Below are 25955 nucleotides of genomic sequence, written 5' to 3' on the forward strand. Positions count from 1 at the left end.
ATCAGAACACCACCGGGACGCGGAAGGCGGCGCCCGGTCGCGCCGTACCGAGGGCCACTTGGAAGAGCACGGTCTCCTCGCCCGAGGCCAGCCCGAGCAGGCGTTCGGCGACGGCGGCGTCGTAACCGTTGTGGACGCGGGCGGCCAGGCCGTGCCGAGCCGCGGCCACGCAGAGCAGGTGGGCCGCCGCGCCCGCGGTCAGGTGCAGCCTGCGGAAGGCGTCCGCGCCGTACCGCGCGACGGCGGTGGCGCGCCGCACGGCGATGTAGGCGACGCAGGCGGTCGAGCGGAAGTTCAGCGACACCCGGCCCTCGGTCTGCCCGATCTGTTCGAGCAGCGCGAGCGGGTCGGCCGCGCCGCCGGCCTGCCGCAGCCGGCCACCGCCGTGGACGTAGTGGCCGGGGGCGGTACCGGCGACCCGCTGGACCAGCAGGTGACAGGTGAAGTCGGTGAACGGCGCCGCGGTGAGGGCGGCGTCGAGATCGGTGAGCAACGCCCGTGGGGCGGGCGCCGGTTCGGGGTCGAAGACGGCGGCGCCGGAGTGCCGGGCTCGGAGCACCGAGGCCAGTTCGGGCGGGGGCCAGGCACGCTCGGCGGAGCGCTCCGCAGCATGTTCCTTCGGGTGTGCCGCCGGGTGTCCCGCGGCGGGCGGGATCTCCAGGTAGCCCATCGGGTGCTCCGCCGTGGCGGGCAGCCAGTTCGCGCAGAGGGCGAGCAGCGTCTCCCGGTCCTGGCCGGGCCGGGTGCGCAGCCCGAGTGCGGTGGCGACCAGATGCACCGCGCCCAGCAGCATCCCCGCCTCCTGGGCGCAGAGCCGGGGAGCGTAGTCGCCGTAGAGCCGCGCGGTCCGGGCGAACCGGCTGGTGATCACGACGTACCGGGACGCGCCTGGATCATCCGCTGCCGGCCTGTCCGCCTCGGGCCTGTCCGCCGCGGGCCTGTCCGCCTCGGGCCGATCGGTCCCGGGCCCGTCCGCTCCGATTCCCCTTCCCCGCTGATCACCGGCCGACGAGTCGCCCAGCCGGACGAGTTGGTGGTGCAGCGGATCGAAGCGGTACGCCGCCGAAGGTGAGGCGACCAGGGTGAGTTCGCTCGGGTAACGGCACCGTGCGGAGGCCACCGCGCGGTGCAGCGGCCAGCCGCCCGGGGTCAGGTCGTGCTGGAGGAGGCCGTAGGAGTAGTGCAGCAGTGCGGCGAGGACGGCCGGATCGGAGAGCGCGGCCGGGAAGTCGGGAACGGCCGGACCGGAGAACGCGGGCGGACCGGAGAACGCGGGCGGACCGGAGAGCGAGGCCGGGAAGGTGGCGGAGCCGGGGGAGGGGGCCAGACGCAGCGGCGGCGATGCCAGCGGAACGCGCGGTCCGCGCGGGAGCGGCTCCGGCGCCGCGTCGGCCGTACCCGGGGCCGGGGCTCCCGCGGCGAGCGTCTCGGGGATCGCGCGGCGGGAGTAGACAGCCTCCGACCAGAGGTCCACGGGGAACGGGCTCGGGCTCTCCCGTACGAAGCTCGGGGACATCCCGCCGGTCATGCCGGCCTCGCCACCCCGGTCATGCCGCCTCCCCGCCGAGGAAGCGGCCGGTGGCCAGCTCCAGCACCGCGGCATCGATCACCGGCGCCGGACCGTCACCCGCGTCGGCGCCCGCGTCGGCGTCGGCGCCGTCCAGACCCGCCACCCGGCGCAGCAGGTGCAGACAGAGCTGGTTGGCGGCGACGGCCGCGATCGGACCACCGAGGTACGGACTCGGCGCACGCACGGGCATCGGAGCCTCCGCACCCATACCCCCCGCGGGATCACCCACCGTACTGATCACGATGTGCTCCCCGCACCCCACCACCTGCCCGTACCGAGCCCCGCCCCGCGCCGCGAGCGCACGGGCCCACTCCGCCGACTGCGGATCGAACACGTCCGTGGCGAGCAGCACGACGCCCACGCCCACGCCGGCGGGCAGTTCGGGAAGGTCGCCGCCCACTTGCTCGTAGCGGAAGCAGCCGCCCTCCTGCCGGAGCAACGCGACACACGCGCGCAGCCGGGCCACGTCCGTCGCGGCCCCGAGCCCCCCGCGCCCCTCGTCCTCCCCTCCGCCTCCACCGAGCCGAAGCCGCACATGCGCCACACCCGACCCGAGCAGGGCGAGGACCAGCGCGCTCGCCATCCGCCCCGAGCCGACCACCAGGGGAGCGCAGTCGCGGTAACGCTCGAAGCGGTGCTCGGGCGAATCGGCGCGCGCGGCGATGAAGTCGATCAGTGCGGCGTGGCGCGCGAGGACTCGCGGGGCCAGCCCGTGCGGCAGATCGGCCGTGGCATCGCGTACGAAACCTTTCCGGGCCAGCAGTTCCACCAGCGCGCGGACATGCTGCGCGGCCTGGGGCGGGAGGTCGGCGGTGAGCTGGTCCAGGCTGCTGCGCCCGTCGAGGAACGGGCGCATGCGTTCCAGCCAGGGATGGATCTCGGGCAGCGGGAAGGCCGCTGTGTGCCGGGGTCCGCTGATCACCACGCCCCGGTCGGAGGGCAGCAGATGTGTGTCGGGAAGCAGTCTCGGCCGCATCACCACCTCCATCGGATCTCCTCGGCGGGAACGCGCTCTCCGGAAACGCGCTCTCCGGGAACGCGCTCTTCGGGGACGCACTCTTCGAGAACGCGTCCTCCGGGAGCGTACTCACGCAGGCATGAGAACGCCGGACGAAGCCGCGTTCACGGCCTCCGGGCGGCCGACACTAGCGGAGACGAATGGTCTAGTCCATCCCCTTCCCAGGGTCCCAACTGTCACGCTAGTGTCCGAACCGGGCGCCCGAACAAGCATGTTGATGCTCCATCAGTTCGGAAGGAGGGCTTTGATGAACGAGAACAGCAACGGCTCACCCTCGCTCGCCGCAGCGGTCGCCGACCTCGCGCTGGACCTCGACCTCGGTGCGTTGGCCGGGGACGAGCACAGCCAGTCGCTCACGGCGGGCCACGGCATGACGGAGGCGAGTGCGTCCTTCTGCTGTGCTCCGCCGCCGAACTGCTGCAACTGCAGCTGTTCCTGAGCCGACAGCGCGTGCCGGGCGCACAGCCGGCCCGGCACGCGCGTCCGCCCGCCACCCTGCCTGCCCCGGGGCACTGGTGTGGGCCGGGTGAGGGGATCAGATCCAGAAGGGCGCCGGCGGTACCTTGTCGGTCCCGGACGCGGTGAGCCCCGTACCGTCGGAGCGGCCGCTGAGCCAGGCGAGGAGGTCGGCCTACCGCCCCCTGACGGTGGTGCCACCGCCCGGCCCCAGAGTGCGGACGAGGTCGCTGTCGGTCGCCGCCAGGCGCAGCGGCGGGGTGTCCTGCCGCCGGGCGAGTGCGTCGGCGATGTCCTCGATGATCCACCGCGCGGCGTCGGCCGGTACGTCGGAGAAGCCGTAACCGGCGTCCAGGTCGGCGTGGTGCACTTCCAGTTCCCGCAGCCGGGTGGGTATCGGCGTCGCGGGCGTACGCAGTTCACCGGTGCGCATCCGGACCTCGGCGTGCCAGGCCGCCGACGGTGGTCGACCGGACCGCTTGCGGTCGGCCAGGGTGGGCAGCCCACCGCTGGCGAAGCGGTCCCGCCAGGTACGCACCGTGTCCAGGTGCGGGCCGGTGTCCCGCGCGATCCGGTTGTTGGAATGCCCACGGTCTGCCGCGAGCACCACCTCGGCGCGGCAGTGGAGTTGATGGGGGGTCTTGTGGCCGTAGGCCAACTTCTTCAGTCGATGACGCTCGCAGGCACGCAGCGAAACAGGTACGGCGGAGCGGACGGTCACGAAGGAGTCGCCGTTCCTCGGCGTTGGGGTGGACCGGGCGGTGTCACGCGGACGCCGTCGGCTGGCGGGTTCGGGGGCCGACGGTGTCCGCGCTGGGGGTTTCAGGATTCGGGGTTGGCCAGGCGGCTGAGCAAGGCTACGACGTCGTCGTGCGCCACCGGCTGGAAGAAGCGTGCGTCGACGTTCTCGACGGCGGCGATCGCGCGCGGGGTCAGCTCGGCGCCGGCGCTGGTGACACGCAGCCGTTTGGCGCGGGTGTCGGCGGGGTCGACCTCGCGCTCGATCAGACCCTTGGCCTCCAAGGCGCGCAGGACCTGCGAGGTCATCTTGACGTCGGTGCCGGCCTGGCGGGCCAGAGCCTGCTGGTTGGGGTGTTCGCCGTGCGTGTTCAGCCACCAGGTGCAGGCGAGCAGAACGAACTGGACGTGGGTGAGGTCCAGGGGGCCGAGGGCCGCGGCGATGTCGCGCTGCCAGCGCAGCGTGGCATGCCAGAGCAGGAATCCGGGGCTGTCGCCGGGGCTGAGCGCCATCAGTCCTGTGCCTGCTTGACCAGGGCGGCCATGGTCTCGGGCCAGTCTGCGGTGACGGCCGGACCGATCTGCGGGCCGAGTTCGTCGGTGCCGGTGCCGGTGATCTCCATCCGGTACGTCACCCGAGTGCGGCCTCGCTCCCCCTGGTCGAGCCGGTGAATGGTGCGCAGGAGCAGTCCGTCGAACCGGGCCTCGTCCACGAACAGCTCGTTGACGCTCGCCTCGGCGACGATCAGGCGCACCGGGGCCTGGCCGGCCGGCGTCATCACGATCTCAGTGCCCGCCGCGAACGGGCCGCTGATCTGGATGCTCGCGATGTCGGCGTTCCAGACTCCCCAGTTCTCGACGTCAGCCCACAGACGCCAGATCGCCTCAGGCGCGGCGTCGGTCTCGATGCTGTGCTCGTACGTCCACATCAGTAGCCTCCCGGCAGGTAATAGATTCTCTTCGAGAAGACTATCTTCGCGGAGACTATCTGTCTACCGGCCCCTCGACGCCCCTCCTTCGGCCCAGGGTCAGCCCTGACGCAGCACTGTTTCCCCGTCAACCCCCGAAGGACTTCCGGAGCCGACCACTAAGAGTTCCCAGCCGAGGCACTGATGCGTCGTGGGTAATAACGCACCGCTCGCAGGTGCGATCTCTCGGCTTCGCGTCGGTGGTGATGAGAGTCGGTGGTGATGTTCTGGGATGGGGTGTTTCAGGGGCTGTGCTCTCGAGGGTGTTGGCGGTGCGTCCTCTGTTGGAGCGGGCCTGCGCACGGCTCATGGGGCCGCTGTGATCGGCGCGGCCGGGCCGGAAGAGGGCGCTTCCCCGCTCCGGCGTGCACGGGGACGGTCCGGATGCGCGGGGAGGCCCGCCTGCTTCCTCTCTGTCGGCGCTGCGCCGGCCCTGCCGTGCGCCGCCTGCCGGCCTTGTGGAAGGGCAACGTCGCGGCGGTCCATCGTGAGCTGATCGCTCGCGCGGCCAAGGGTGAGGGGAAGCCGCCTCCGTCGCTTCCGACGCTGCACCGGGCGATCCAGCGGGATCTGACGCCGGGGGAGCGGGCGGGGCTTGCGGATGGGGAGCGGGCGGCGCGCAAGCACGATGTGTTCCTGGCCCGACCGCGCGGCTGGCATCACCAGGTCTGGGAGACCGATCACGTTCAGGCGCCGGTGCTGGTCGATGCCGATGCCGATGCCGATGGTAAGGCTCGCAAGCCATGGATCACCTGGTTCACCGACTGCGCGACCAGGGTCTTTCGTTTGGATCAGGCCGGATCAGGGAGCGGGGCCTGACGCCGTGCGTCGCACGGCGGAGGAGGGCGTCACGGCGGGGCCACGGTAACCGACGACAACGCGGCGAGGCGCCGTGCCGGGCGTCGCGAGCCGGTGAACCTTTCCGGTCGCAGCACTGGACGGGAGGACCGGACCGAACCGGGTCGTCACGGCGATCGGGACAGCGGTCCGGCCAGGCCCCGAGGCGCGGACGGGAGCCGTCGTCACCGCGGCCGGCTCACTCGTGGCCGACGGCCCCACGAGCGAGCGAACTCCTCCAGACGGCCTGTGAGAAGGCGCTCACGGAGGCGCACTGACGCGTCCCCCGGCCGGCATCGAGATCGCTCGGAGTCACTGGTCCTGCTTTCCGCGCGGGCGGCCTGACGATGACCTTCGGAGTCCGCGCGGACGGGCGGCACGTCATGGCCGGCGTCGGGGGCGCGGCGGTCGGCACCGGCCAGGACACGACCCAGGGGGATGCCGTATCCGCCGGTCCTGCCCGACCGGTTTGAGGCCCTGTGCCTGCTTCGCTGCCGGGTGCGGTGCCGCTGCCGCGCCCGTCTGCGCGGCTCCTCAGCCGCCGACGGTCCCGTAGCGCTCCTGCACCAGCCGCAGGTGCGTCCATGAGCGCAGGCCGACGACGCCGTCCATCGTCCCGATCCGGTCGAGCACGGCGATGGTGTCCTCGACCGTGGTGGTCACGATGGTGCCCACGGCGTCCGCGGTGCCGAGCGTCAGGGCCAGGAAGTCGACGGCGCCGATCTCCTCGATCCGGTGGAGAACGTCCCGCGCCTTCCCCGCGAGGTCGAGGGCGAAGCCGGTCATGAAGGAGCGGCCGAGCTTGGTCGGGTTCACCAGCGTGACGATCCGGATGACACCCAGATCGAGCAGGTTGCGCACACGTGCCCGAGTGGCCGCCGCCGACAGACCGACGTGTGCCGCGAGGTCGGCGTAACTGGTGCGGCCGTCGGCGCGGAGCAGATCGACCAGCGTCCGGTCGAGGTGGTCGACGGCTGGATCCGTGCCGACCGCGGCCCTCGGCGGAGGCAGATGCGGTTCCATGACCACATCGGTGTAGACGAGCGTCTCGACGCGAGTGACGCCCTCGACACCGCGGAGGCGGTCGACGACGTTCCCGAGCCGGCGCAGACCGGTGGTCCTGATCTCGGCGACCACGCCGGCACGTCCTGAGACGATGGACACGAACACCGTCTCGTCCTGGCCGGCGAGCATACGGGCGACATCGTCGCGGCGCGCCCCGGTCACGCTGACGGACAGGTGTGCGTTGGCGTGGATGCCGTCGAACTCGGGTCGGACGGTGGCCACCACGCGCAGCACGCCGTCTTCGAAGAGCCGCAGCACGCGGGATCGGACGGCCTTGCGGGACAGGCCGACCCGCCCGGCGAGCGACTCGAAGGACGCGCGGCCGTCCTCGCGCAGCGCCTCGACGAGTTCGAGGTCGGTTTCGGTCAGGTTCACCGGGCTCAGGGTAGCGAATCGGGTGCAGCGAGATGTTCCAGCGAACGAATGGGGCGTTGACGGTGGACCATGGTGCCCATATCGTTTGGGGAACTCGCGCATGACGAGTCATTCGGACCAACGGCCGGGGCCTCCGGCACGAATCGCAGGAGATCCGGTGAGGACAGACGAGCGCAGCCGCCCAGGTGGGCGGCCGGGTGGGATCGAGACCCACACCATCGACTTCATCCCGTCGACCGAGCGGCGCGGCAAGCCGTGGCACCTGTTCACGCTGTGGTTCGGGGCGAACAGCGTCATCGTCAGCGTGGTCACCGCTTCGATCCTGGTGGGCGGCGGCATGTCGTTCGCCTGGTCGGTCGCGGCCATCGTCATCGGCTTCGCGCTCGGCGGGTTCCTCGCGGCCTTCCACTCGGCCCAGGGCCCTCAGCTCGGCATCCCGCAGATGATCCAGAGCCGTGCCCAGTTCGGGTACGTCGGCGGTATCGTCCCGATGATCATCGCGGAGATCAACTATCTGGTCTTCTTCGCCGCCGCACCGGCGATCTGCGGTCTGCTGGCCCACGCGGTGTGGGGCTGGAACGCCTACCTCGTCGCCGTGCTCGTCACCGCGATCACCTTCGTGGTGGCCCTCTTCGGCTACGACCTCAGCCATCGGCTGGCGAAATACCTCAGTGTCGCCTCGGTGGTCGTCTTCGGGATCCTGACGATCCTGGTGCTCAGCCACTCGGGCATCCACCACCCCACCACGCGCCACCTGCACACCGGCGGCTTCCAGACCGGCCTGTTCCTCACCGGGATCGCGGTGACCTTCGTCTACGCCGCGGGCTACGCGCCGTACATCGCCGACTACTCCCGCTACCTGCCGGAGTCGACCTCGACCCGTGCGACCGCCTGGTGGACCTACGCCGGCATCGTGGTCTCGGGCATCTGGCTGTTCGTGCTCGGCGCCTACCTGACCACCGTCACCGGCTTCGGCGCCGACACCCTGGGCTCGGTGGTCCAGGTCAGCGACTCCTTCAGCAAGGCCTTCACCGCGCTGCTGGTGGTCGTGGTGATGGGCATCCAGGTGCTCCAGGGCTCGCTGTCGATGTACGCCGGCGGCAACACCGCGCTCAGCATCGCCACCTCGCTGCGCCGTACCGTCGCGCCGGTAGAGGCGAGCCTGCGCACCCGGCTGTGGTCCCTCGTGCCCTTCGCGCTCGTCTGCCTGGCCGCGACCATCGCCTATTCGAAGAGCTTCACCAGCGCGTTCACCGACGCCCTGGGCGTGGTGCTGATCCTGCTGATCCCGTGGTCGGCGATCAACCTCGCCGACTTCTACTTGGTCCGCGACGGCCACTACGACGTGCAGGCGATCTTCGATCCGAACGGCGAGTACGGCCGCGTCAACGTCGCCGGCGCCATCAGCTTCCTGCTCGGCTTCGTGGCCGAGCTGCCCTTCGCCAACCTCGGCTTCTGGGCCGGACCCGTCGCGCACAGGCTCGACGGCGGCGACCTGTCCTGGCTGGTCGGCATCGTGGTCAGCGGTGCCTGCTACCTGTTGATGACCCGGACCGCGCCCGTCGCGGTCGACACCCCGGAGGCTTCCACCCGATGAGTTCGACCATTCTGACCGGCGGTCCCGTCCGCACCATGACCGACGACGGTCACACGCCCGAGGCGGTGCTGATCCACGACGGCGTGGTGCAGGCGGTCGGCACCCTCACCGAGATGCGCCGCTCGGCGTACGAGACACCCGAGATCGTCGACCTCGACGGCCGCACTCTGATGCCGGGCTTCGTCGACGCGCACGCCCACACCATCCTGCACGGCTCGGCGATCGACTGGGTGGACCTCTCCGGCGCCCGCGGCATCGGCGACGTCGTGCGCCTCCTGGCCGAACGTGCCGCCGCGCGCCCCGGTGAGGCCGTTCGCGGCTACGGCTACGACCAGTCCAAGCTGGTCGAGGGCCGGCACCCGTCGGCGGCCGACCTCGACCGGGTGACGCGTGACCGCGTGGTCCAGATCCAGCACGCCAGCGGGCACGGCTACGTGGTCAACACGCTCGCCTTGCGCCAGGCGAACATCACCGCCGCGACCCCGACGCCGATCGGCGGCCGGATCGACCGCGACGCCGACGGCGAGCCGACGGGTGTCCTCTTCGACTCCGCCTGCGACCTGCTGACCGGCGCCGAGGGCGTCAAGGTGCGCAACCACGGCCCCAACTTCCACCTCCCGATGACGTACGCCGAGATCGACCACCTCTTCGACCTCGGCCAGCGCTCGCTCCTGGAGGCCGGCATCACCACGATGTGCGACGCCCAGGTCACGCAGCTGGAGATGGACAGCTATCTGCGGGCACGGGACGAGGGCCGGCTGCGGATGCGCACCGAGATGCTGGCGCTGTCGAGCAACCTCGAACACCTCACCGGGCTCGGCATGAGCTCGCGGCTGGGCGACGACCAGCTCCGGCTGTGGGGCGTCAAGCTGTACGCCGACGGCTCGGTCATCGCGCGCACGGCGTACCTCAACGGGCACGCCTGCTGCGGAAAGCCTTCGCCCGACGGCTACCTGTACCACGAGCCCGAGGAACTCGCCGCCCTCATCACCACGGCCCACCGCCTCGGCCTGAGCACGGCCACCCACGCCCAAGGTCCGCTGCCGATCGGCGTGGTCCTCGACGCCGTCGCCGACGCCCGCGCCGAACGGCCGCGCACCGGCCTGGTGCACCGCATCGAGCACTGCGGCTTCCCGACCGGCGAGCAGATCGGCCGGATGGCCGACCTGCACGTCGTGCCGGTGCCGCAGCCGATGCAGGTGAGCCTCTACGGCGACTCGCTGATGGACGAGTTCGGCGAGTTCGGTGGCCGGTTCTACCCGTACGGCGAGTTCGAGCGGGCCGGCGTCCCGGTCGTCATCTCCTCCGATGCGCCGGTGACCATGCCCAACCCGCTGGAGGCGGTGTGGGCCGCGGTCACCCGTGAGACCCTCGGCGGCGCCGTCTCGGGCGACGAGGCGCAGCAGGCCGGCCGCGCCAACGCGCTGCGCGGCGTCACCGTCACTCCGGCGCGGATGCTGGGCCGCCAGGACATCGGCGTCATCCGCCCCGGCGCCAAGGCCGACCTCGTGTTCCTCGACGCGGACCCCGTCACGGTGCCGGTCGAACGGCTGCCCAAGGTCGGCGTGAGCGAGTCGTGGATCGGCGGAGAGAAGGTCGTCCTCGGCTAGGCCGTTTCGTTCGGATCTCTGATCGTAGGTTCGGGTGCGTCGTTGACCGATGCGCGCCGCGGGCCCGGTGTGTCAACGAGGTGACGGGCGCCGACGTCGACGTGTACGCGGGGGCCGGCCGTAAGAGCTGAGCCGGTGTCCGTCTGTCGAGTCGGTCCATCAGATGACCAGATTTCCGTCAGGCCGTCGTAGGCCCGGGGCGGGTAGTTCTCGGCGGGGACCGGGTGGGACACGGTGTACTTGCGCACGTGGCTTTCCGCCTCCGGGATGGAGGTGAACAGCGGCGCGTGCCGGTCCCGGTGGTGCTCGACGAAACGCTCGTACGACATTCCCTCGATGCGGTGGATCATGAAGATGAGCTTCAGCATGGAGTTAACCTGAAAGCTCACACTACGAGGACGAGCACGTCCAGCGGGTGCGCCTCGTACAGGCGTTTCTGGCGGCGGGCATGTCCAGTGGCACCATCGCCGAGATGGTGCCCTGCATGGCCGAGCCGAATGAGGACCGGGCGCGGCAGGCTCTGGAGATCATGGGCCGCGAGCGGGCCCGGCTGTCTGAGGCCATCGACGGCCTCGCCGCCGCCAGGGACGCGCTGGACGACCTCGTCGAGGACAACCACGCGTACCTGGCACGGTCGGCGGAGGACGATTCGTGACCGGGGGACGTTCGAACCAGCGCGCGGACCAGAGGAAGACGCCCGCGACGTGGAGCCCGGCCGGACAGATGGCCGCGGTCTTCTCGTAGCGGGTGGCGAGGCCACGCCACTGCTTCAAGCGGTTGATGCACCGGCGCCAGGCCCGGCGCCGGCGTTCCGCCCGACCGCACACTCACCCGCAGCTCCTTCGCGATCACTGCGGTCTTCTCACCCGCCGCGAAACGCTCGCCCGCCCGGAGCCGGACCCTCTCCCGAAACGCCCGACGCGCAGCGGTCGGGCCCCCGCCCGCCGGATACCGCGTCCCACCGGCATACCGCAGGGATCACGAACCGTCACCGCCCCGACGACTACCCGAAAAGCCCAGCAACGCCGGTTGGTCCGAGAGTGCCCGGACGGCTGCCCAACCCCCTCTTCGACAGGGGTGATCGCCGCTAGCTCGGCGTCCGGGTGAGCGCGAGAGTCGTCGACCGGCTGCCAAGGGGGGTGCGCCTTCGTACCCGTGATCGGTGGCGGGTCCCGTTCTTCAGTGTGTGGCCAGGCCGGTGAGGGCGGCACGCAGCGTCTCGCGCAGTCGCCCCATCTGGTCCGGGGCGTAGGTCCAGCTGTCGTACTCGTTCTGTACGAGCAGCCGGCCGCCGAAGCTGGCGACGCCGATCTTGGGAGGCATGCCCGGTGCGTTGGCCGTGCCGCCGAAGCGGAGGAGTTCCATGTCGTCGGGGACGGGGTGCGCCGGGATCCGGCCGACGTTGGAGATGCCGTAGCTGACGGCTGGGACGGGCACCGCGATGCCCCGTGCGCCCGCCCTGAGCGCGGCGAGCAGGAAGCGCTCGGGGTCGCGGCGGGCCAGGGCGCCGGTGACCTGGTCGGCGACCTGCCGGCCGACGGTCTCGGGCCGGTCGTCGTGGCTGACGGGCAGTGTGGTCTGGAGGCCGGTGATGCAGTTGAGGACGGTGCTCAGCGGGAGTTGGGGTGTCAGCCGGGTACGCAGGTCCACGCCATGGCCACAGGTCAGCGTCAACGGGCCGTGTTCCGGTGCCAGTTGTGCGCGTACCGCGGTCAGTACCAGTCCCGTGACGAGGCTGTTGACGGTGACCTCGCGGGTCCGGGCGGCCGCCACCACCGCGTCGGTCGTCTCCGCGGCGAACTCCAGCCGGTCGACGACGAATCGGCGGGCCGCGGCCGGGCGGCCGGGGCGGCCCATGCCTTCGGTGGGCAGGACGGCGGGCTTGGTCTCGTCGGCGCCCTGCGCGATGGCCTCCACCAGGGCGTCGAGTTCGGCGTCCGGGAAGCTGCCGGCCAGACGGGTGTCGATGGCCGCGGACAGTTCCTCGCGCCGTTCCGGAGCGGGATCCGCGCCTGCCGCCAGGGCGGTGTAGTACTGCCAGAACTCGTCGAGGAGGGCGAAGGCCGACCGGCCGTCGGCGACGCCGTGGTGGACGGCGAGCACCACCTGGCTGCGTTCGCCATCGGTCAGCAGCCAGGCGTGCAGCAGGCTTTCGGCCCAGTCGGGACGAGTGTTGATCAGCTCGGCGTAGGTCTCCTCCACGCCGTCGAGGACGGTGAGCGGCGGTTCGACCCGGTCTCGGGAGCGCAGCAGCAGTCCTTCCTCGCCGGAGGTCACCTCGCAGCGCAGGATCGGGTGGCGTTCGGTGAGCAGTCCGAGAGCCCTCCGCATCAGCCCGGGGTCCGGGCGTCCGCGTACCAGGGATTCCACGAACGCGGGCATGTTGTACAGCGGGAGGGCCTCGGCTCCCAGATCCAGGAAGTAGATGCTCTCGAAGGGGGATATGAGGCGCTGACGGGTCATGGTGTGGGGTTCTCCGATGTCGGTGGGCGGAGGCGGTGCAGGGCGGCGTCGAACTGCTCGGGCCGGAGCGCCTGGGCGGGCAGCGGGCGGGCGGCCGCGGGGTGGAGGCCGTCCAGCAGCAGGGCCAGGTGGCGGCGCCAGTTGGCGGGCGCGGCCGAGGCGGCCCGGCCGATGGCTGCCAGGAGGAACAGCAGGTCTTCGATGGTGAGGTCGTCCCGGACGGTGTGCTGTTCCTGGCCGCGGCTCAGCAGGGTCTGGAGGGTGTGGCGGTTCTCCTCGCGCAGTGCGTCGAGCGTGGGGACGCCCTCGACGGCGGTGGTCAGCAGATCGCCTGCGCCCCGGTCAGCGGCGAGCAGCGTGAAAATGCGGTCGAGGTAGGAGGTGAGGCCGGCCCAGGCGTCGGGGTGGTCCCGGATGTCGCGGGCCATGTCGAGGATCGGGACGAGGGCGTCGTGGAAGACGGTCTCGATCAGTTCCGTGCGGTCGCTGAAGTGCCGGTAGAGAGTGGCGTTTCCGACGCCGGCCCGGCGTGCGATGTCGTCCAGCGGTGCGTCCACACCGCGCTCGGCGTAGATCTTCCGCGCGGCGGCGATCAGCATGTCGCGGTTGCGCCGTGCATCGCTGCGCCGTGGGGTTCGCCGGGGTTCGCTGTCGACCATGGGCGGCACCCTAACACCAACCGTGGACTGCTCCCCGTTTCCGCTGCTAGGGTCGCCATCAACCGGGGACCTGTCCCCGGTTGGTTTTGTGCGGCCCGTTCGAAGCGAGGAACACAGGTGTCCGTGACCGGTTTTGCAGATATGTCAGCGCTCGGCCAGGAATTCGTCGACGACCCGTACCCGGTCTACGAGCGGATGCGCGCCCAGGGCCCGGTGCACCGGGTGAGGGCCGACGCCTCGGGGGAGTTCTGGCTCGTCCTTGGTCATGCCGAGGGTCGGGCCGCGCTGGCCGACCCGCGTCTGTCCAACGACATCCGGCACTCGGCCGCTTGGGAGGACGACGGCGGCAACTCCATCGGGCTGAACATGGTGCAGACGGATCCCCCGCAGCACACCCGGCTGCGGGCGCTGGTGGCCAAGGACTTCACGCCCGGACGCATCGCGGCACTGCGCCCCGAGGTCCAGCGGATCGCGGACGAACTCGTGGACGCCATGCTGCCGCTGGGGCGGGTGGACCTGGTCGAGGCGTTCGCGCTGCCCCTGCCGCTCGCCGTCATCTGCGAGCTGCTCGGCGTGCCCGGGAACGACCGCAAGACCTTCCACGACTGGTATCTGGAGAGCACCGACTTCACCCGGCCCGAGACCGCGGCGGCCGCCGCCCGGGCCATGACGGACTACCTCGCCGAACTCGTCGCCGCCAAGCAGCACGAACCCGGGGACGATCTGCTGAGCGCGCTGGCCGTGAGCATGGGCGGGGAGGAGGACCGGCTCTCCTTCGAGGAGATGCTCGGCATGGCGTTCCTGTTGCTCGTCGCCGGCTATGAGACGGCGGCCAACCTGCTGTCCAGCGGCACGCTCGCGCTGCTGCGGCACCCGGACCAGCTCGCCGCCCTGCGCGCCGACTGGTCACTGCTGGAGAACGCCGTGGAGGAGATGCTGCGCTACGACGGGCCGGTGGAGACCACGGCGTTCCGCTACGCCCGGGAGACCCTGCCGTTGGGCGGCACGACGATCGAGGCCGGGGAGTCCGTGGCCGTCGTGCTGGCCGCCGCTTCGCGCGACCCCCGGCGGTTCGACGGAGCCGATCGCTTCGACATCCGCCGGCCGGCCCGGGGGCACATGGCCTTCGGCTACGGCATCCACCACTGCCTGGGTGCGCCGCTGGCCCGGATGCAGGCTGCGATCGCCTTCCGCACCCTGTTGGAACGGTGTCCGGGACTGGCCCTGGACGTCGAGTCCGAGGCGCTCTCCTGGCGTCCCAGCCTGATGCTGCGCGGCCTGCACCAGCTCCCCGTCACCTTCGGCTGACCGGGACCGCGGCCCGGCGGCCCGGCGGTCCGGCGGTCCGGCGGTCCGGCCGTCCGGCGGTCCGGCCGTCCGGCGGTCCGGCCGTCCGGCGGTCCGGCGGTCCGGCGGTCCGGCGGTCCGGCCGTCCGGCGGTCCGGCGGTCCGGCGGTCCGGCGGTCCGGCCGTCCGACGGTGTTCCGGCACCGCGCCCGGCCGGGGACGCCTTGCCTCGCCGCCCCGGCCGGGGCCGGTCAGCGGGGCTGCGGCACCATGAGCAGCCGGCCGGCGGTCAGGCTCATCTCGGCGCGCGGCGAGACCGTGGTGCCCGGCACCGGCCGCAGCCGCCAGCGGGAGGCGAGCGCGGCCAGCGCCAACGTCGCCTCCGTCATCCCGAAGACGTCGCCGATGCACTTGCGGCTGCCCGCGCCGAACGGCAGGTACGAGCCGCGCGTGAGGTCCTGGGCCCGCTCGAGGAGCCATCGGTCGGGATCGAAGACGTCCGGGCGCGGGAAGAACTCCGGAATGCGGTGGATGACGTACGGGCTGATCAGCAGGTCCGTCCCGGCGGGCAGCCGGTGGCCGGCCAGTTCGGTGGGCCCGGTGGTCGTCCTGGTGTACATCCAGGCCGGCGGGTAGAGCCGCAGGGTCTCGGTGAAGATCCGCTGGGTGTGCACGAGGCGGGGGATGTCGGCGTACTCCGGGATGCGGCCGCCCAGCACCTCGTCGACCTCGGCGTGCAGCCGTGCCTCGGCCTCGGGGTGCGTCGCCAGCAGGTGCCAGGCCCAGGTGAGGGCGCTCGCAGTGGTCTCGACACCGGCCAGCAGCAGCGTCATGACCTGGTCGTGGACCTCCTGGTCCGTCATCGCGCCGCCGTTCTCCTTGTCCCGCGCGGTCAGCAGGGCCGACAGCAGGTCACCGCGGTCCTCACCCGAGCGCCGATAGTCCCCGACGATGCCGTCGATGAGGCCGTGCAGCCGGGCGAGCGCCGCGTCGAACTCCCGGTTGGCGGCGAGCGGCAGCCTGGCCACCAGACCGGTGGGGTCCATCGCACGGCGGAAGGCGCCGCGGACCAGGAGGGGCAGGCTGCGCTGGATCTCGGCGACCGAGTGCGGCGCCATCTCCGTCGAGAACAGCGCCCGGGCCGTCACCCGTGCGGTCAGTGCCTGCATCGCGTCCGCCACGTCCAGGGGCCGGCTCGCCCGCCAGGTCTGCGCCTGCGCCCCGCACTCCTCCTGCATCACCACGGCGTACGCCGCGATGCGCGCGGTGTGGAAGGCCGGCTGGACCATACGGCGCTGACGGCGGTGGTCGGCCCAGTCGGAGGTGATCAGCCCGTTGCCCAGGATGGGGCGGGCCTTGTCCTTCACCGGCCCCCCGGTGTCGTAGACCCGCGCGTTGTGCAGCACCTGCCGCACCAGCTCCGGATGGCAGGGCAGATAGGCGGGCTTGGTGCCGAGCCGCAGTTCGACCAGGTCGCCCACGCCGGGCAGCGAGCCCAAGAACTCCAGCGGGCGGCGCGCGAGTTGGAGAGCGTGGCCCACCAGCGGGAGCCCGCCTGGTGCCTTGGCGACCCGCCAGCTGCGCGTGGCCGGGTGGGAATCGGTCTTCATGCCGGGTATGCCCTCCGGGAGGAGTGTCGGGAGCCGAGTGGACAGGGGGCTTGCGGGGCGAGGCGACGGCAGGGAGACGGGGCGGCGGCGGCCGGCACCGGTCAGCGGCGTTCCAGCACCATGGGCAGCGGCCCCGGTTCGAGGGTGGCCTTCGGCTCCGGCCGCAGGGGGGAACCGGGCACCGGGCGCAGCCGCCAGCGGGCGGCGACGGTCGCGACGATGAGCGCCGTCTCGGTGAGCGCGAGGACGTCGCCGATGCACTTGTGACTGCCCGCGCCGAAGGGCAACAGCGCGCCGCGCGGGACCTGCCCGGCGCGTTCGCCCGCCCAGCGGTCGGCGTCGAAGGTCTCCGGGTCGGGGAACAGCTCGGGGTTGTGGTGCAGGGCGTAGGCGCTGTAGAGGATCATCGTACCGGCGGGGACGGTCCGGCCGCCGATCTCGACGTCCTGCGCGGCGACCCGCATCGCCATCCAGGACGGCGGATACAGCCGCAGAGTCTCGGTGATGACGTTGCGGACGTAGGGCAGCGCGGGCAGATCCTCGTGGACGGGGGTGCGCCCGCCGAGCGCCTCGTCCACCTCGGTGTGCACCCGCTTCTCCACCTCGGGCAACGTGCCCATCAGGTGGAAGACGAAGGCCAGGGTGGAGGCGGTCGTCTCGCTGCCGGCGACCAGGAAGGTGACGACCTGGTCGAGGACCTGGCCGTCGTCGAGTTTCTCCCCGGTCTCCGGGTGTTCCGCCCTCAGCAGGGTGGAGAGCAGGTCGCCGTGGTCCTCGTCGGACCGCCGCCGCACGCTGATCATGTCGGCCACGATCTGCCGCAGCCGCGCGTTGGCATGGTCGTAGGCGCGGTTGGCCGGTGTGGGCAGTTTCTCCATGACGCCCAGCGGGGCGACCGTGCGCTTGTAGATGCCGTGCGAGACGGTCCGCAAGCACTGCCGGGCCTCCTCGACGGTGGCCTCGTCGAGGCCGGTGGAGAAGAGGGTGCGCGCGGCGACCCGCATGAGCAGGGCGTGCATGGCGTCGCCGATGTCCCGGGTCTCCCCGTCCCGCCAGGCATCGGTGACGGTGCGGGTGTCCGCGGCGACCGCCGTCGTGTAGGCGGCGATCCTCGCCGTGTGGAAGGCGGGCTGGATCAGCCGCCGCTGGAAGCGGTGCTCCTCGCCGCGGGACACCGACAGGCTGTTGCCGAGAAGCTGGCGCGCCTTGTCGAAGACGCCGCCCTTGTCGAACAGGCGGGGGTTGAGCAGCACGTGCCGGACCAGCTCGGGGTGTGCGGCGAGGTAGGCCCGGGTGGGCCCGAGCCGGACCTCGACCAGGTCGCCGTGCGCGGGGAGCGAGGCGAGGAACTCAAGGGGGCGTCGCCACAGCGCGAGTACGTGACCCAGGAGGGGCAGGGCGCCGGGCGCGGTACCGGTGCGCCAGGACCGATCCGTCACGGATGTCTTCGAGGAGAGCATGCTGCGGTCCCTACTGGATGAGCGAGTTGACGTCGTTCACCGGGGCCTGGTAGCGCCGGTCGCGGGTGGTCCACACGAAGTTGCCCTGGATGAGGTCCAGCAGGACGTCCCGGGTGACGTCGTCGAACGCCCGGATGCACTCCATGTCCTCGGCCATGTCGTCGAGGCGGTCCTGGAAGAAGCGCCGGAAGTCGCTCTCGTCGCTCATGTCGCACAGCCGGAAGCAGTTGGTCGTCTGGCCGAGGGCGTACTCACGGTCGTAGGAGTAGAAGTCGTTGACGATGGCCAGCCCGCGGGTGGTCATGCGGGCGGCGAGGCCCGTCTTGGAGTGCTCGGTCAGCTCGCGGTGGCGGTAGATCGGGTACGACATCCGCATCCAGAAGTCCACCCCGACGTCGGTGACGCGGAAGCGGAAGTACTGCTCGGGAGAGGTGCCGCAGAGCACCGTCTTGAGCCGGGTGTCGCGGAACATGTGGTCGCTGGTGACGAAGGCTCGGGCGCCTTCGTAGGCGAAGTCGGCGTCCTCGGGAGAGTAGTACCGCTCGCACACCGCGCGCAGCTGCGGCAGGAAGAGGTCGAAGTCGTGCAGGGCGGCATCCATGTCGTCCCACACGAAGGTCACGCAGTTGAGCACGCAGACGGCCTTGAATGCCTCCATGTCCTTGATGTGACGGGCGCTCTGGGACCAGCGCACGACGTCCATGTAGGAGATCCAGCGCTTGTCGGAGACGGTCTTGCCCAGCGGGGCGACCGCGCGGTTGCAGGCGTCGATGACCTCGCGCAGCTCGGTGTCCGTCATCGGCACCTTCTGGGCCTCGTGTCCGACGTGGCGGTCGAGGAGGGCGGCGAAGCGGTCGGTGCTCTCCTGCCAGTAGCGAGCGGTGCCCGCCGTGGCGGGGGCGGTAGGTGCGGTCAGGTCGGCGGTCATGAGTTCCTCCTGGTGGCCGTGACGGCCAGGTGCTTGAGGGCAGTCACCGTGTCGGCGGTGAAAGGGGCGCTCTCCAGGGCCTCGACGGCTTGCCGGTAACGGTCGTCGATCATGCGTTCCACGGTGTCCCGGGCCCCGGTGGACGCGAACAGCGCGCGGACCTCCTCGGCTCCTGTCTCGTCCAGAGCGGGGTCGCCGATCAGCGTGCGCAGCCGGGCGCGCTGGGCCGCGTCGGCCGCGCGCAGGGCGAGCGCGACCAGGGTGGTGTTCTTGCCGGCCCGCAGGTCGTCCAGGCGGGACTTGCCGGTGTCGCGGACATCGCCGTACACCCCCAGCAGGTCGTCGCGGAGCTGGAACGCCTCGCCCAGGGGAAGGGCGAACGCTGTGCACGCGGCGAGGGCCGCGGCGTCGGCGCCGGCGAGGGCGGCGCCGATGTGCAGGGGGCGTTCGACGGTGTACTTGGCGGTCTTGTAGCGGTTGACGGTGAGGGTGGCGTCGACGTCGTCGGTCAGCTCGCCGGTGGCCTGGAGGTCCAGGTACTGGCCGAGCATCACCTCGGTGCGCATCTCCGTGACGAGCGGCAGCACCGCGGCCGACTGCGCGGGGGTCAGGCCCGCCGTGTGCAGCAACTGGTCGGACCAGGTGAAGGCGAGATCGCCCAGCAGCACCGCGGCGCCGAGCCCGAATCGCTCCGTACGATCGTCGCCGTGTTTTCCGGCCAGTGTCCGGTGGATGGTGGGACGGCCGCGCCGGGTGTCGCTGTCGTCCATGATGTCGTCGTGGATGAGGGCGAACGCGTGAAACATCTCCAGAGAGGCGGCCACGCGCAGGACCGCCGCCGGAACGCTGCCATCGGCGACCGCCTGCCAACCCATGACAGTCAGTACCGGTCGAATTCTCTTGCCGCCGGTCATGAATTCTTCGAGGAGTGTCACGATCCGATTCATCCGGGAATCGCCGGAAGGTCCTCTCCGGCTCTCCAGGAAGTCCATCAGAATGCTGTCGACGGAGCTTTTTATGAAACTCTGGTCGAGTATGCCGGGAGATATTGTCTGGGTGCTCATGTTTCTGTGCTTCATCCCCACTCGTTGGAGCAGCGGAACCGGCTGCGCGCTCACGGCGGCGTTCGCACGGTCATGGCACGCAAAGGTGCCGGGCGCGTCGGTTGTTCCGCGCGGGAACATCCGCGCGGACGTACGGATCGCCGTACGGATACGCGAACGCGTTGTACGTGCGCATGCATGCGCGTACTGACGGATAGGTGTGGGCACGTGCCAGGCACTGCGGAAAACCGCCGGGCTGTGCGGAGAATCACCGGGCTGGGCGGTGCGGCGGACGGGAGGGCGGGCCGGCGTCAGGAGAGGAGGTCGACCCGGAGTTCGCTGAGCCCGCGGATGTTGACCTGGGGCCGCCAGACGACGTCTTCGCCGCTCGGTCTGATGTCGCTGTAGCGGCGCAGCAGTTCGGTGAAGACCAGCTTGGCCTCGGTCTTGGCCAACAGAGCACCGATGCAGTAGTGGGGGCCGCCGCCGAAGGACAGCGGGCGCACGTCCGGCCTGCGCAGGTCGAGGCGGTCGGGCTCCGGGTAGCGCAGCGGGTCGCGGTTGGCCGCGCCGAGCAGGATCATCACCTTGGAGCCGGCCGGGATCGTGCGGCCTCCGACCTCGATCTCGCTGGTCGTGATCCTTGCCACCAACTGGATGGGCGCGTCGTAGCGGAGCAGTTCGTCGATGCCGCCCTCGATGAGGCCGGGGTCCTCGCGCAGTGCGCGCAGCTGGTCGGGGTGGCGCAGCAGGGCCAGCGTGCCGTTGCCGATGAGGTTGACGGTCGTCTCGTGGCCGCCCAGGAAGAACATCATGACATTGGCGATGATCTCCTCGTCGGAGAGTTTCTCACCGTCGAACTCCGCCAGCGACAGCCGGGAAAGAATGTCGTTCTGCGGGTCCGCGCGCCGCTTCTCCAGGTGTTCGACGATATAGGCACCGAACTCCTCGGCCGCGTCGTTCATGGCCCGGCGGGTGGTCTCGTCGACGGCCGGGTCGATGACGTGCCCCAGGGCGTCGGTCCACTTCCGGCACAGGTCACGGTCCTCCACGGGCAGGCCGCCCAGGCCGCAGAACACCGTCACCGGCACCAGCGCCGCGAGTGATCCGATCAAGTCGATGTCCCGGCCTTCGCCCATGTCGTCCATGATCCGGTGGACGATTTCAGCGATCCGGGGCGCCATCTCGTGCATCACCTTGGCGGTGAACAGAGGGTTGGCCAGCCCGCGCAGCCGGCGGTGCGCCTCGCCGTCCCGCATGAGCATCCAGTTGCGGGTGGCCCGCACGATCGGGCTGTCCTTCCCGCCCCGCTGCGCGGCCCATTTGGGGTCCTGCGGGTATTCACTGCTCAATCCCGGATTTCTTATGAGCGAAGCGACCGCGCCGTACCCCGAAACCACCCAATGGCCATAGGGTGTCCGGTGGACCGGTTCCACGTCCCGAAGTCGTTTGTAGAGCGGGTAGGGGTGGGTTCGCAATCGCGGGTCACGAGCATCGAATAGAGGTTTACCGCCCGTTGGTTCCATGCCTGTCTCCCCCATGAAAATCGGCAGGCGGGGCCACAGGCCACAGTGGCGGCCTCGGACCCGTTGGCCGAATAGTAGGCACAGCGCGACCACACATGACAAGGCCCTCCGACCTGGACAGGTCCCTCTACCCCCTATTAATGTCGAGTCGTTGGTTCGGACACACCGATCAGACCTACGGGGGGAAGACACGGTGCGGCGCACTGTTTTCCAGGACGAGCACGAGACGTTCCGCGCGGCGGTACGTGACCTAATCGAGGCGGAGGTCGTACCCGCATATCCCGACTGGGAGGCGGCCGGTCGGGTGCCGCGTGACTTCTATCTCAAACTGGGAAAATCGGGCATCTTCGGGTTCGGTATCCCGGAGGAGTTCGGCGGCAGTGGCGAGAAGGGTTTCAAGTTCAACGCCGTCATCGCCGAGGAGTGCGCTCGGGCCGGTGTCACCTTCGGTGGCGCCGGCGCCCACCTGGCCCTGCCGGCCACCCTGGTGAAATACACGACCCGGCAGCAAAAGGAACGCTGGCTGCCAGGGTTCGTCACCGGTGAGCTGATGACGGCCATCGCGATCACGGAGCCGGGGGCCGGTTCCGACGTCGCCGGCCTGCGCACGACCGCCGAGCTGTCCGAGGACAGCACCCACTACGTGCTCAACGGGGCCAAGGCCTACGTCTCCGGAGGCGCGCAGGCCGATCTTGTGCTCGTCGCCTGCCGCACCTCCACGGACGGATCCGACCGGCGCGGCGGCATGTCCCTGGTCGCCGTGGACACCCGGGCCCCGGGCGTGACGGTCGAGTCCGAGGCGGTCACGCTCGGCCTGCGCTCCTCCGACATCGTCACCATGACGTTCAGCGACGTGCGGGTCCCGGCCGGCGACGTGGTGGGCGGTCTGGGCGATGCCTTCACCTGCCTCGCGGACATCTTCCCGCAGGAACGCCTGGGCATCGCCGTCGGGGCGTACGCGCAGGCGGCCGCCGCGGTCCACCTCACCACCGAGTACGTCCGCGAGCGCATCGCCTTCGGCAAGCCGGTCGCCGCCTTCCAGAACACCAAGTTCGTGCTCGCCGACTGCAAGGTCACGGTGAACGCGCTCCAGGCGGTCGTCGACCAGGCCCTGGACGCCTTCGAGGCGGGGGAGCTGACCGCCGAAGAGGCGGCCGCCACCAAGCTGTACTGCACGGAGACGGCGCCCCGGGTGCTGGACGCGTGCCTGCAACTGCACGGCGGTTTCGGCTTCACCATGGACAGTCCGATCGCCCGGCTGTACGCCGACAACCGAGCGAACCGGATCTTCGGCGGCACCAGCGAGATCATGCGTACGATCGTCGCCAAGTCCCTGGGCCTCTGAGAGCCGCTGAGTGGCGAAGGCGCCTCTCCGCTGTGCTGCCTCGGGCCGGGGCGCCCTTGATCCAGCAGGGTGGCGAGGCAGGCGACCAGGTGGAGGCGCCGGTCTGCTTGGCTTGAGGAGGGCCGGGGACCTGTCCCTGGCCGGTATCGACTCCACCACCGTGCGCGGACACCATGATGCCGCCGGGATGCGCCGGGGCGAGGACGTCGTCACTGCCCTGGAGAAGGCAGCCGCCGAGGAGGAGAATGCCAGGTCAAAGGGGGGGGCGGCCTCGAAGAACGAAGCGGGCAGGAAGTCGATCCCGGGCGGCAGGAGCGGCGAGGCGTCCGGCGTCGGCGGAGAGTCCGCCTGAAGGCGGCTCTCCTGGGACGTTCCAAGGGGCGGGCAGACCGGCAAGGTCCATCTGGCCGCCGGCCGCGAGTGGCGGCTGACGACCTGCGCCGCAGGAAGCCCCGCCCGCCAACTGCGATCCTCGGTCACAGCCTTGGCTCACAGGTGTCCTGCCTCTGTGATGTCCGGGCAGTCTCGGAGATTCATGGGCAAGCGGGGCGACGTCTCATCAGGTCCCGTGCGGGGCCCCGGCATCGAGGCGGCGTAGGTGTCCAAACCGGCGCGAAGGAGGTCTTGAGGGCTGCGCTGTGATTGGCCACACTGTCCCCCTCCAGCGAGTGTGCGTTCAGAGGAGGGGGATGGCCGTGGTGGACATCAGCAGGATCGGAGAGTGGGTCCACGAGGAAGTCGATCGGCGCTTGATGTACCTCGTGCCGTCCGATCCGGGCGGCATGTCGAATGAGCGTCTGTACGTGTGCACTGACCGTAGCCCCGATCTTTGCAAGCTGACACGCATCGGCTACGTGACCGGGACGAGAACGCCCGAGGCGGTGTATGCCATGGATGGTGGCTACTCGGACGGTTGTGTGTCAGTCAGCCTGTCCGATGGCATGCCTCTCAGCTGGGAGCAGGCGATCATGTCTGTCCTCCATGCCTACGAGCAGCACCGGCATAAGTTCTTCGTCAGGATGACCGTCGACTACTGCTATCTCGCCCCAAGGCCGTGATGACGAAGGCGAAGTGGATGCAATCGCTGCCCGCCCGGTTGGCGGCCGCATGAACCCGTTCCGGTTGGCATCCGTCCCCCGGCCGGATGCCAACCGGGCGACGCGCGGCGCTGTTGCCGGCAGCGAAACCAGGCAAGACGGAGACGGTGTGCGAGATCGCCGCCACCTTCGAAGACGCCTGACGCGCACTGCACCGCACCAACCCCGAGGCCGTGGCCGTGGCCGGGACACGGGACTTGTGGGCGCCCGTCGCGTACGTTCAGACCTCCGTCACCGCGAAACCCAAGAGCACCCGCAAGGCCATCCTCGACTTCTACGGCGCCCCCACGAAACGGATGGACCTGCCCGAACTGGTGGCCACGGTGGCTACGTCGTTGGCCGATCACGGCACGAAGGTGCTGATACCCGACGACATCACGCGGCTGCGGATGCGCCGTGCTGGCGACCAGGACACCCACCCTCGACCTGATCCGCGCGTTCATGAGCATGCACGTCACCCTCGTCCTGGTCGGCGTCGGCATCCCGGGCTCCGGACTGGTGGGCGAGGGCCACTCCGCTGCTGCCGCGCACGAGCGCCGCCGGCGGGCGGTCGACAGATGGGAGCCGACCCGGACCGAGCGCCGCTTCGACCTCGCCGAACTCGACCGGTTCCGCTACGACACCCCCGAACAGATCACCGCCCGGACCTAGCATCTCGCCGGGATCGAAGAACACCTGCGTCTGCTCAAGGCCCGCCCCGGGATGCTCACCGGGCACGCGATGCCCGAGTGCCTGTACGCGCGCAGCGACGGCGTCGTCGGTCTGCTGGAGCGCCTCATCGAGGACGGCTGCACCGAGGCCATCACCAGCCCGAGTGCCTGACCGAGGGTCTTCTCGACGCCCGCCCGCTCACCCTCACCCTCACCGGCACCGACCGCGAAGCTCTCGCGGGCGAGACCCCGACTGCCCTCGTACCGTCCCGAACCCGGCACCGCCGACGGCGCAACGGCGCCTTCGACGACCACGGCACCGCGTCGGCAACGGCATGATCCGGCCGCTGCCCAGAAGCCTCGACCCCGTGGCGGGCGAGCTGCCGCCCGGCTGCTTTCCACGCTTGGCGGCACCGGCTCGACATCACGCCGCTGGATATCGGCCAGCGGTGCGGCCTCACCGCGAGTCAGCTCTTGCCCGTCCGCCACCTCGAACGCCTCGATGCCGACCGGGCCCAGCACATCGCCGACGCATGCCGCCTTGAGGGAGAAGGTCCAGGCGCGCACCCTGGCCGGGCAGGCCCCCGGCTACGCGCCGCTGCGTGTCGACTACCTCGGGCGGCACCAAGACGTCGTCTCGTTCGGTCTGTTCGGTAGTCTGCGGGAGGTGGGGGTTGTCGAGCGGCTGGTGCCGGATGAGCTGTGGGAGTTGTTCCAGCGGGTGGTGCCGGAGGCGCCGCCCCGTCCGCAAGGCGGCGGTCGGCGCCGGTACGGGGACCGGGGAGTGCCGGCCGCGATCGTGTTCGTGGCGACGTCGGGATGCCCGTGGCAGCAACCAAGCTCCACCGCCTGGTCCTCGACGGGCTCGGTGCCCGCGGCGGGCTTGACCGGTCCCGCTGCGCGACCGACTCGGTGAACACGCGGGCGCTGAAAAGGGGGAGCTGACAGGTCCGAAGCCCGTGGACCGGGGCAGGTACGGCTCGAAGACACATCTGATCACCGAGCGGACCCGTCTGCCCCTGTCCGCCGGAATCTCGGGCGCGAACCTCCACGACAGCCGGGCGCTGATCCCGCTCGTGAGGGGCATACCACCCATCCGCTCCCGGCGCGGGCGTCGGCGGCGCAGACCGGCAAAGCCTCACGCCGGCAAAGGAGACGACTACGACCACCTGCGGCGGTGGTCACGCAGCCGGGGCATCAGGCACCGCACCGCCCGCAAGGGCATCGAGTCCTCGACCCGTCCGGGCCGCCATCGCTGGACCGTAAGCGCACGATGTCCTGGCTCGCCGGATGCCGCCGCCCGCACTCCGCTCCGAGCGCAAAGCCGCGCACTTCCTGGCTTTCACCAGCAACGCCTGCACCCTCATCTGCTACCGCAGGATCACCACATGAGATGACGTCCCAATCGACACACCCTCTTCGTCGCCTACGTCGGCTCACGCCGCGCCATGGCCGACTGCCACCCCAGCGCGGTCCCTCCACGCCGTACCACCATCAAGAAGCGGGGCCGGGGCGAGGGCAAGCCCGGTGACTCCTGAGCGGATCGCCTGAGCGGATCGCCGACGCCGCCGCGACGTCCCGGTATCGGCAACAAATGTTGTCCGTCCGAGGCCGCCGGTTCCAGCATGAGGACACGGGTGATCACCGTGTAGC

23 protein-coding genes and 3 pseudogenes are annotated in these 25955 nt (G+C 70.7%); 11 read left to right on the forward strand and 15 right to left on the reverse strand.

Annotation, left to right across the window (positions count from 1 at the left end; genetic code table 11):
• Nucleotide 1: 1 nt before the first annotated feature.
• Nucleotides 2-1528, reverse strand: a complete 1527-nt coding sequence (locus ABZ858_RS26745) for a nitroreductase family protein (RefSeq protein WP_361383621.1) — start codon at nucleotides 1526-1528, stop codon at nucleotides 2-4.
• Nucleotides 1529-1547: 19 nt separating this feature from the next.
• Nucleotides 1548-2558, reverse strand: a complete 1011-nt coding sequence (locus ABZ858_RS26750) for a hypothetical protein (RefSeq protein ID WP_361383624.1) — start codon at nucleotides 2556-2558, stop codon at nucleotides 1548-1550.
• A gap of 277 nt (nucleotides 2559-2835) precedes the next feature.
• Between ABZ858_RS26750 and ABZ858_RS26755 the strand changes: the two genes are divergently transcribed.
• On the forward strand, nucleotides 2836-3027 hold the full coding sequence (locus ABZ858_RS26755; protein WP_361383626.1) for a thiomuracin/GE37468 family thiazolyl RiPP peptide: 192 nt from the start codon (nucleotides 2836-2838) through the stop codon (nucleotides 3025-3027).
• A gap of 192 nt (nucleotides 3028-3219) precedes the next feature.
• Here ABZ858_RS26755 and ABZ858_RS26760 read toward each other — a convergent pair whose 3' ends face one another.
• The 3 genes from ABZ858_RS26760 to ABZ858_RS26770 all read right to left on the reverse strand — a co-directional run bounded on the left by ABZ858_RS26760 (nucleotide 3220) and on the right by ABZ858_RS26770 (nucleotide 4711).
• Nucleotides 3220-3765 (reverse strand): helix-turn-helix domain-containing protein, encoded by a 546-nt coding sequence (locus ABZ858_RS26760; RefSeq protein ID WP_361383629.1) that lies wholly within the window; start codon nucleotides 3763-3765, stop codon nucleotides 3220-3222.
• 101 nt (nucleotides 3766-3866) lie between these two features.
• Nucleotides 3867-4295, reverse strand: a complete 429-nt coding sequence (locus ABZ858_RS26765) for a MarR family transcriptional regulator (RefSeq protein WP_361383632.1) — start codon at nucleotides 4293-4295, stop codon at nucleotides 3867-3869.
• Nucleotides 4295-4711: an SRPBCC family protein gene (locus ABZ858_RS26770; RefSeq protein ID WP_361383635.1), complete on the reverse strand. Its 417-nt coding sequence runs from the start codon at nucleotides 4709-4711 to the stop codon at nucleotides 4295-4297. The genes ABZ858_RS26765 and ABZ858_RS26770 overlap by 1 nt, the downstream gene beginning before the upstream one ends.
• Nucleotides 4712-5134: 423 nt before the next feature.
• On the opposite strand from ABZ858_RS26770, the gene ABZ858_RS26775 reads away from it, so the two are divergent.
• Nucleotides 5135-5569 carry a hypothetical protein gene (locus ABZ858_RS26775; RefSeq protein WP_361383638.1) on the forward strand — a complete coding sequence of 145 codons (435 nt, stop codon included), beginning with the start codon at nucleotides 5135-5137 and terminating at the stop codon, nucleotides 5567-5569.
• A 552-nt stretch (nucleotides 5570-6121) separates the two neighbouring features.
• Here ABZ858_RS26775 and ABZ858_RS26780 read toward each other — a convergent pair.
• On the reverse strand, nucleotides 6122-7027 hold the full coding sequence (locus ABZ858_RS26780; RefSeq protein WP_361383641.1) for an AsnC family transcriptional regulator: 906 nt from the start codon (nucleotides 7025-7027) through the stop codon (nucleotides 6122-6124).
• A 157-nt stretch (nucleotides 7028-7184) separates the two neighbouring features.
• Between ABZ858_RS26780 and ABZ858_RS26785 the strand changes: the two genes are divergently transcribed.
• Entirely contained in the window at nucleotides 7185-8624 is a 1440-nt protein-coding gene (locus tag ABZ858_RS26785) for a cytosine permease (RefSeq protein WP_361383644.1), read from the forward strand.
• Complete coding sequence (locus tag ABZ858_RS26790; protein WP_361383647.1) at nucleotides 8621-10234, forward strand: amidohydrolase; 1614 nt, start codon at nucleotides 8621-8623, stop codon at nucleotides 10232-10234. The genes ABZ858_RS26785 and ABZ858_RS26790 overlap by 4 nt, the downstream gene beginning before the upstream one ends.
• On the opposite strand, the gene ABZ858_RS26795 is transcribed toward ABZ858_RS26790, so the two are convergent.
• A complete protein-coding gene (locus ABZ858_RS26795) occupies nucleotides 10231-10602 on the reverse strand; it encodes an EthD domain-containing protein (RefSeq protein WP_361383650.1) in 372 nt (123 codons plus the stop codon). The genes ABZ858_RS26790 and ABZ858_RS26795 overlap by 4 nt on opposite strands.
• 80 nt (nucleotides 10603-10682) lie before the next feature.
• On the opposite strand from ABZ858_RS26795, the gene ABZ858_RS26800 reads away from it, so the two are divergent.
• Nucleotides 10683-10889, forward strand: coding sequence for a hypothetical protein (locus ABZ858_RS26800; protein ID WP_361383788.1), 207 nt, complete (start codon nucleotides 10683-10685; stop codon nucleotides 10887-10889).
• Between the two features lie 28 nt (nucleotides 10890-10917).
• On the opposite strand, the pseudogene ABZ858_RS26805 reads toward ABZ858_RS26800, so the two are convergent.
• From ABZ858_RS26805 to ABZ858_RS26815, 3 genes and pseudogenes are all read right to left on the reverse strand, one after another.
• A pseudogene (locus tag ABZ858_RS26805) lies at nucleotides 10918-11016 on the reverse strand (IS5/IS1182 family transposase); the annotation flags it as partial.
• A 397-nt stretch (nucleotides 11017-11413) separates the two neighbouring features.
• Nucleotides 11414-12697, reverse strand: coding sequence for a condensation domain-containing protein (locus tag ABZ858_RS26810; RefSeq protein ID WP_361383653.1), 1284 nt, complete (start codon nucleotides 12695-12697; stop codon nucleotides 11414-11416).
• Nucleotides 12694-13356 carry a helix-turn-helix domain-containing protein gene (locus ABZ858_RS26815; RefSeq protein WP_361383656.1) on the reverse strand — a complete coding sequence of 221 codons (663 nt, stop codon included), beginning with the start codon at nucleotides 13354-13356 and terminating at the stop codon, nucleotides 12694-12696. Before ABZ858_RS26815 ends, ABZ858_RS26810 begins: the two co-directional genes overlap by 4 nt.
• Nucleotides 13357-13479: 123 nt before the next feature.
• On the opposite strand from ABZ858_RS26815, the gene ABZ858_RS26820 reads away from it, so the two are divergent.
• On the forward strand, nucleotides 13480-14664 hold the full coding sequence (locus ABZ858_RS26820) for a cytochrome P450 (protein WP_361383659.1): 1185 nt from the start codon (nucleotides 13480-13482) through the stop codon (nucleotides 14662-14664).
• A 230-nt stretch (nucleotides 14665-14894) separates the two neighbouring features.
• Here ABZ858_RS26820 and ABZ858_RS26825 read toward each other — a convergent pair whose 3' ends face one another.
• The 5 genes from ABZ858_RS26825 to ABZ858_RS26845 form a co-directional block, all read right to left on the reverse strand.
• The gene (locus ABZ858_RS26825; RefSeq protein WP_361383662.1) at nucleotides 14895-16253 is read right to left on the reverse strand and encodes a cytochrome P450; all 1359 of its coding nucleotides are present in this window, start codon (nucleotides 16251-16253) and stop codon (nucleotides 14895-14897) included.
• Between the two features lie 101 nt (nucleotides 16254-16354).
• Nucleotides 16355-17713 carry a cytochrome P450 gene (locus ABZ858_RS26830; RefSeq protein ID WP_361383665.1) on the reverse strand — a complete coding sequence of 453 codons (1359 nt, stop codon included), beginning with the start codon at nucleotides 17711-17713 and terminating at the stop codon, nucleotides 16355-16357.
• A gap of 10 nt (nucleotides 17714-17723) precedes the next feature.
• Nucleotides 17724-18641: a hypothetical protein gene (locus ABZ858_RS26835; protein WP_361383668.1), complete on the reverse strand. Its 918-nt coding sequence runs from the start codon at nucleotides 18639-18641 to the stop codon at nucleotides 17724-17726.
• Nucleotides 18638-19720, reverse strand: a complete 1083-nt coding sequence (locus ABZ858_RS26840; protein ID WP_361383670.1) for a polyprenyl synthetase family protein — start codon at nucleotides 19718-19720, stop codon at nucleotides 18638-18640. The genes ABZ858_RS26835 and ABZ858_RS26840 overlap by 4 nt, the downstream gene beginning before the upstream one ends.
• A 275-nt stretch (nucleotides 19721-19995) precedes the next feature.
• Complete coding sequence (locus ABZ858_RS26845) at nucleotides 19996-21036, reverse strand: cytochrome P450 (protein ID WP_361383673.1); 1041 nt, start codon at nucleotides 21034-21036, stop codon at nucleotides 19996-19998.
• Nucleotides 21037-21403: 367 nt separating this feature from the next.
• On the opposite strand from ABZ858_RS26845, the gene ABZ858_RS26850 reads away from it, so the two are divergent.
• The 5 genes and pseudogenes from ABZ858_RS26850 (at nucleotide 21404) to ABZ858_RS26870 (ending at nucleotide 25694) form a co-directional block, all read left to right on the forward strand.
• Complete coding sequence (locus ABZ858_RS26850) at nucleotides 21404-22555, forward strand: acyl-CoA dehydrogenase family protein (protein ID WP_361383676.1); 1152 nt, start codon at nucleotides 21404-21406, stop codon at nucleotides 22553-22555.
• A gap of 127 nt (nucleotides 22556-22682) precedes the next feature.
• A pseudogene (locus ABZ858_RS26855) lies at nucleotides 22683-22973 on the forward strand (hypothetical protein); the annotation flags it as partial.
• A 277-nt stretch (nucleotides 22974-23250) separates the two neighbouring features.
• The gene (locus tag ABZ858_RS26860; RefSeq protein ID WP_361383679.1) at nucleotides 23251-23613 is read left to right on the forward strand and encodes a hypothetical protein; all 363 of its coding nucleotides are present in this window, start codon (nucleotides 23251-23253) and stop codon (nucleotides 23611-23613) included.
• A gap of 435 nt (nucleotides 23614-24048) precedes the next feature.
• On the forward strand, nucleotides 24049-24303 hold the full coding sequence (locus ABZ858_RS26865) for a hypothetical protein (protein WP_361383682.1): 255 nt from the start codon (nucleotides 24049-24051) through the stop codon (nucleotides 24301-24303).
• A 666-nt stretch (nucleotides 24304-24969) separates the two neighbouring features.
• Nucleotides 24970-25694: pseudogene (locus tag ABZ858_RS26870) on the forward strand (transposase).
• The last annotated feature ends 261 nt before the right edge of the window (nucleotides 25695-25955 follow it).

Origin of the sequence: Streptomyces sp. NPDC047017 (assembly GCF_040644175.1) — a bacterium.
GTDB lineage: Bacteria > Actinomycetota > Actinomycetes > Streptomycetales > Streptomycetaceae > Streptomyces.

Coding starts and splice junctions, on each gene's coding strand:
- ABZ858_RS26790 (WP_361383647.1), top strand. CDS start 8,621: ATGAGTTCGACCATTCTGACCGGCGGTCCCGTCCGCACCATGACCGAC.
- ABZ858_RS26840 (WP_361383670.1), bottom strand. CDS start 19,720: ATGAAGCACAGAAACATGAGCACCCAGACAATATCTCCCGGCATACTC.
- ABZ858_RS26825 (WP_361383662.1), bottom strand. CDS start 16,253: ATGAAGACCGATTCCCACCCGGCCACGCGCAGCTGGCGGGTCGCCAAG.
- ABZ858_RS26750 (WP_361383624.1), bottom strand. CDS start 2,558: ATGGAGGTGGTGATGCGGCCGAGACTGCTTCCCGACACACATCTGCTG.
- ABZ858_RS26795 (WP_361383650.1), bottom strand. CDS start 10,602: ATGCTGAAGCTCATCTTCATGATCCACCGCATCGAGGGAATGTCGTAC.
- ABZ858_RS26765 (WP_361383632.1), bottom strand. CDS start 4,295: ATGGCGCTCAGCCCCGGCGACAGCCCCGGATTCCTGCTCTGGCATGCC.
- ABZ858_RS26830 (WP_361383665.1), bottom strand. CDS start 17,713: ATGCTCTCCTCGAAGACATCCGTGACGGATCGGTCCTGGCGCACCGGT.
- ABZ858_RS26810 (WP_361383653.1), bottom strand. CDS start 12,697: ATGACCCGTCAGCGCCTCATATCCCCCTTCGAGAGCATCTACTTCCTG.
- ABZ858_RS26755 (WP_361383626.1), top strand. CDS start 2,836: ATGAACGAGAACAGCAACGGCTCACCCTCGCTCGCCGCAGCGGTCGCC.
- ABZ858_RS26745 (WP_361383621.1), bottom strand. CDS start 1,528: ATGACCGGCGGGATGTCCCCGAGCTTCGTACGGGAGAGCCCGAGCCCG.
- ABZ858_RS26835 (WP_361383668.1), bottom strand. CDS start 18,641: ATGACCGCCGACCTGACCGCACCTACCGCCCCCGCCACGGCGGGCACC.
- ABZ858_RS26775 (WP_361383638.1), top strand. CDS start 5,135: ATGCGCGGGGAGGCCCGCCTGCTTCCTCTCTGTCGGCGCTGCGCCGGC.
- ABZ858_RS26800 (WP_361383788.1), top strand. CDS start 10,683: ATGTCCAGTGGCACCATCGCCGAGATGGTGCCCTGCATGGCCGAGCCG.
- ABZ858_RS26770 (WP_361383635.1), bottom strand. CDS start 4,711: ATGTGGACGTACGAGCACAGCATCGAGACCGACGCCGCGCCTGAGGCG.
- ABZ858_RS26815 (WP_361383656.1), bottom strand. CDS start 13,356: ATGGTCGACAGCGAACCCCGGCGAACCCCACGGCGCAGCGATGCACGG.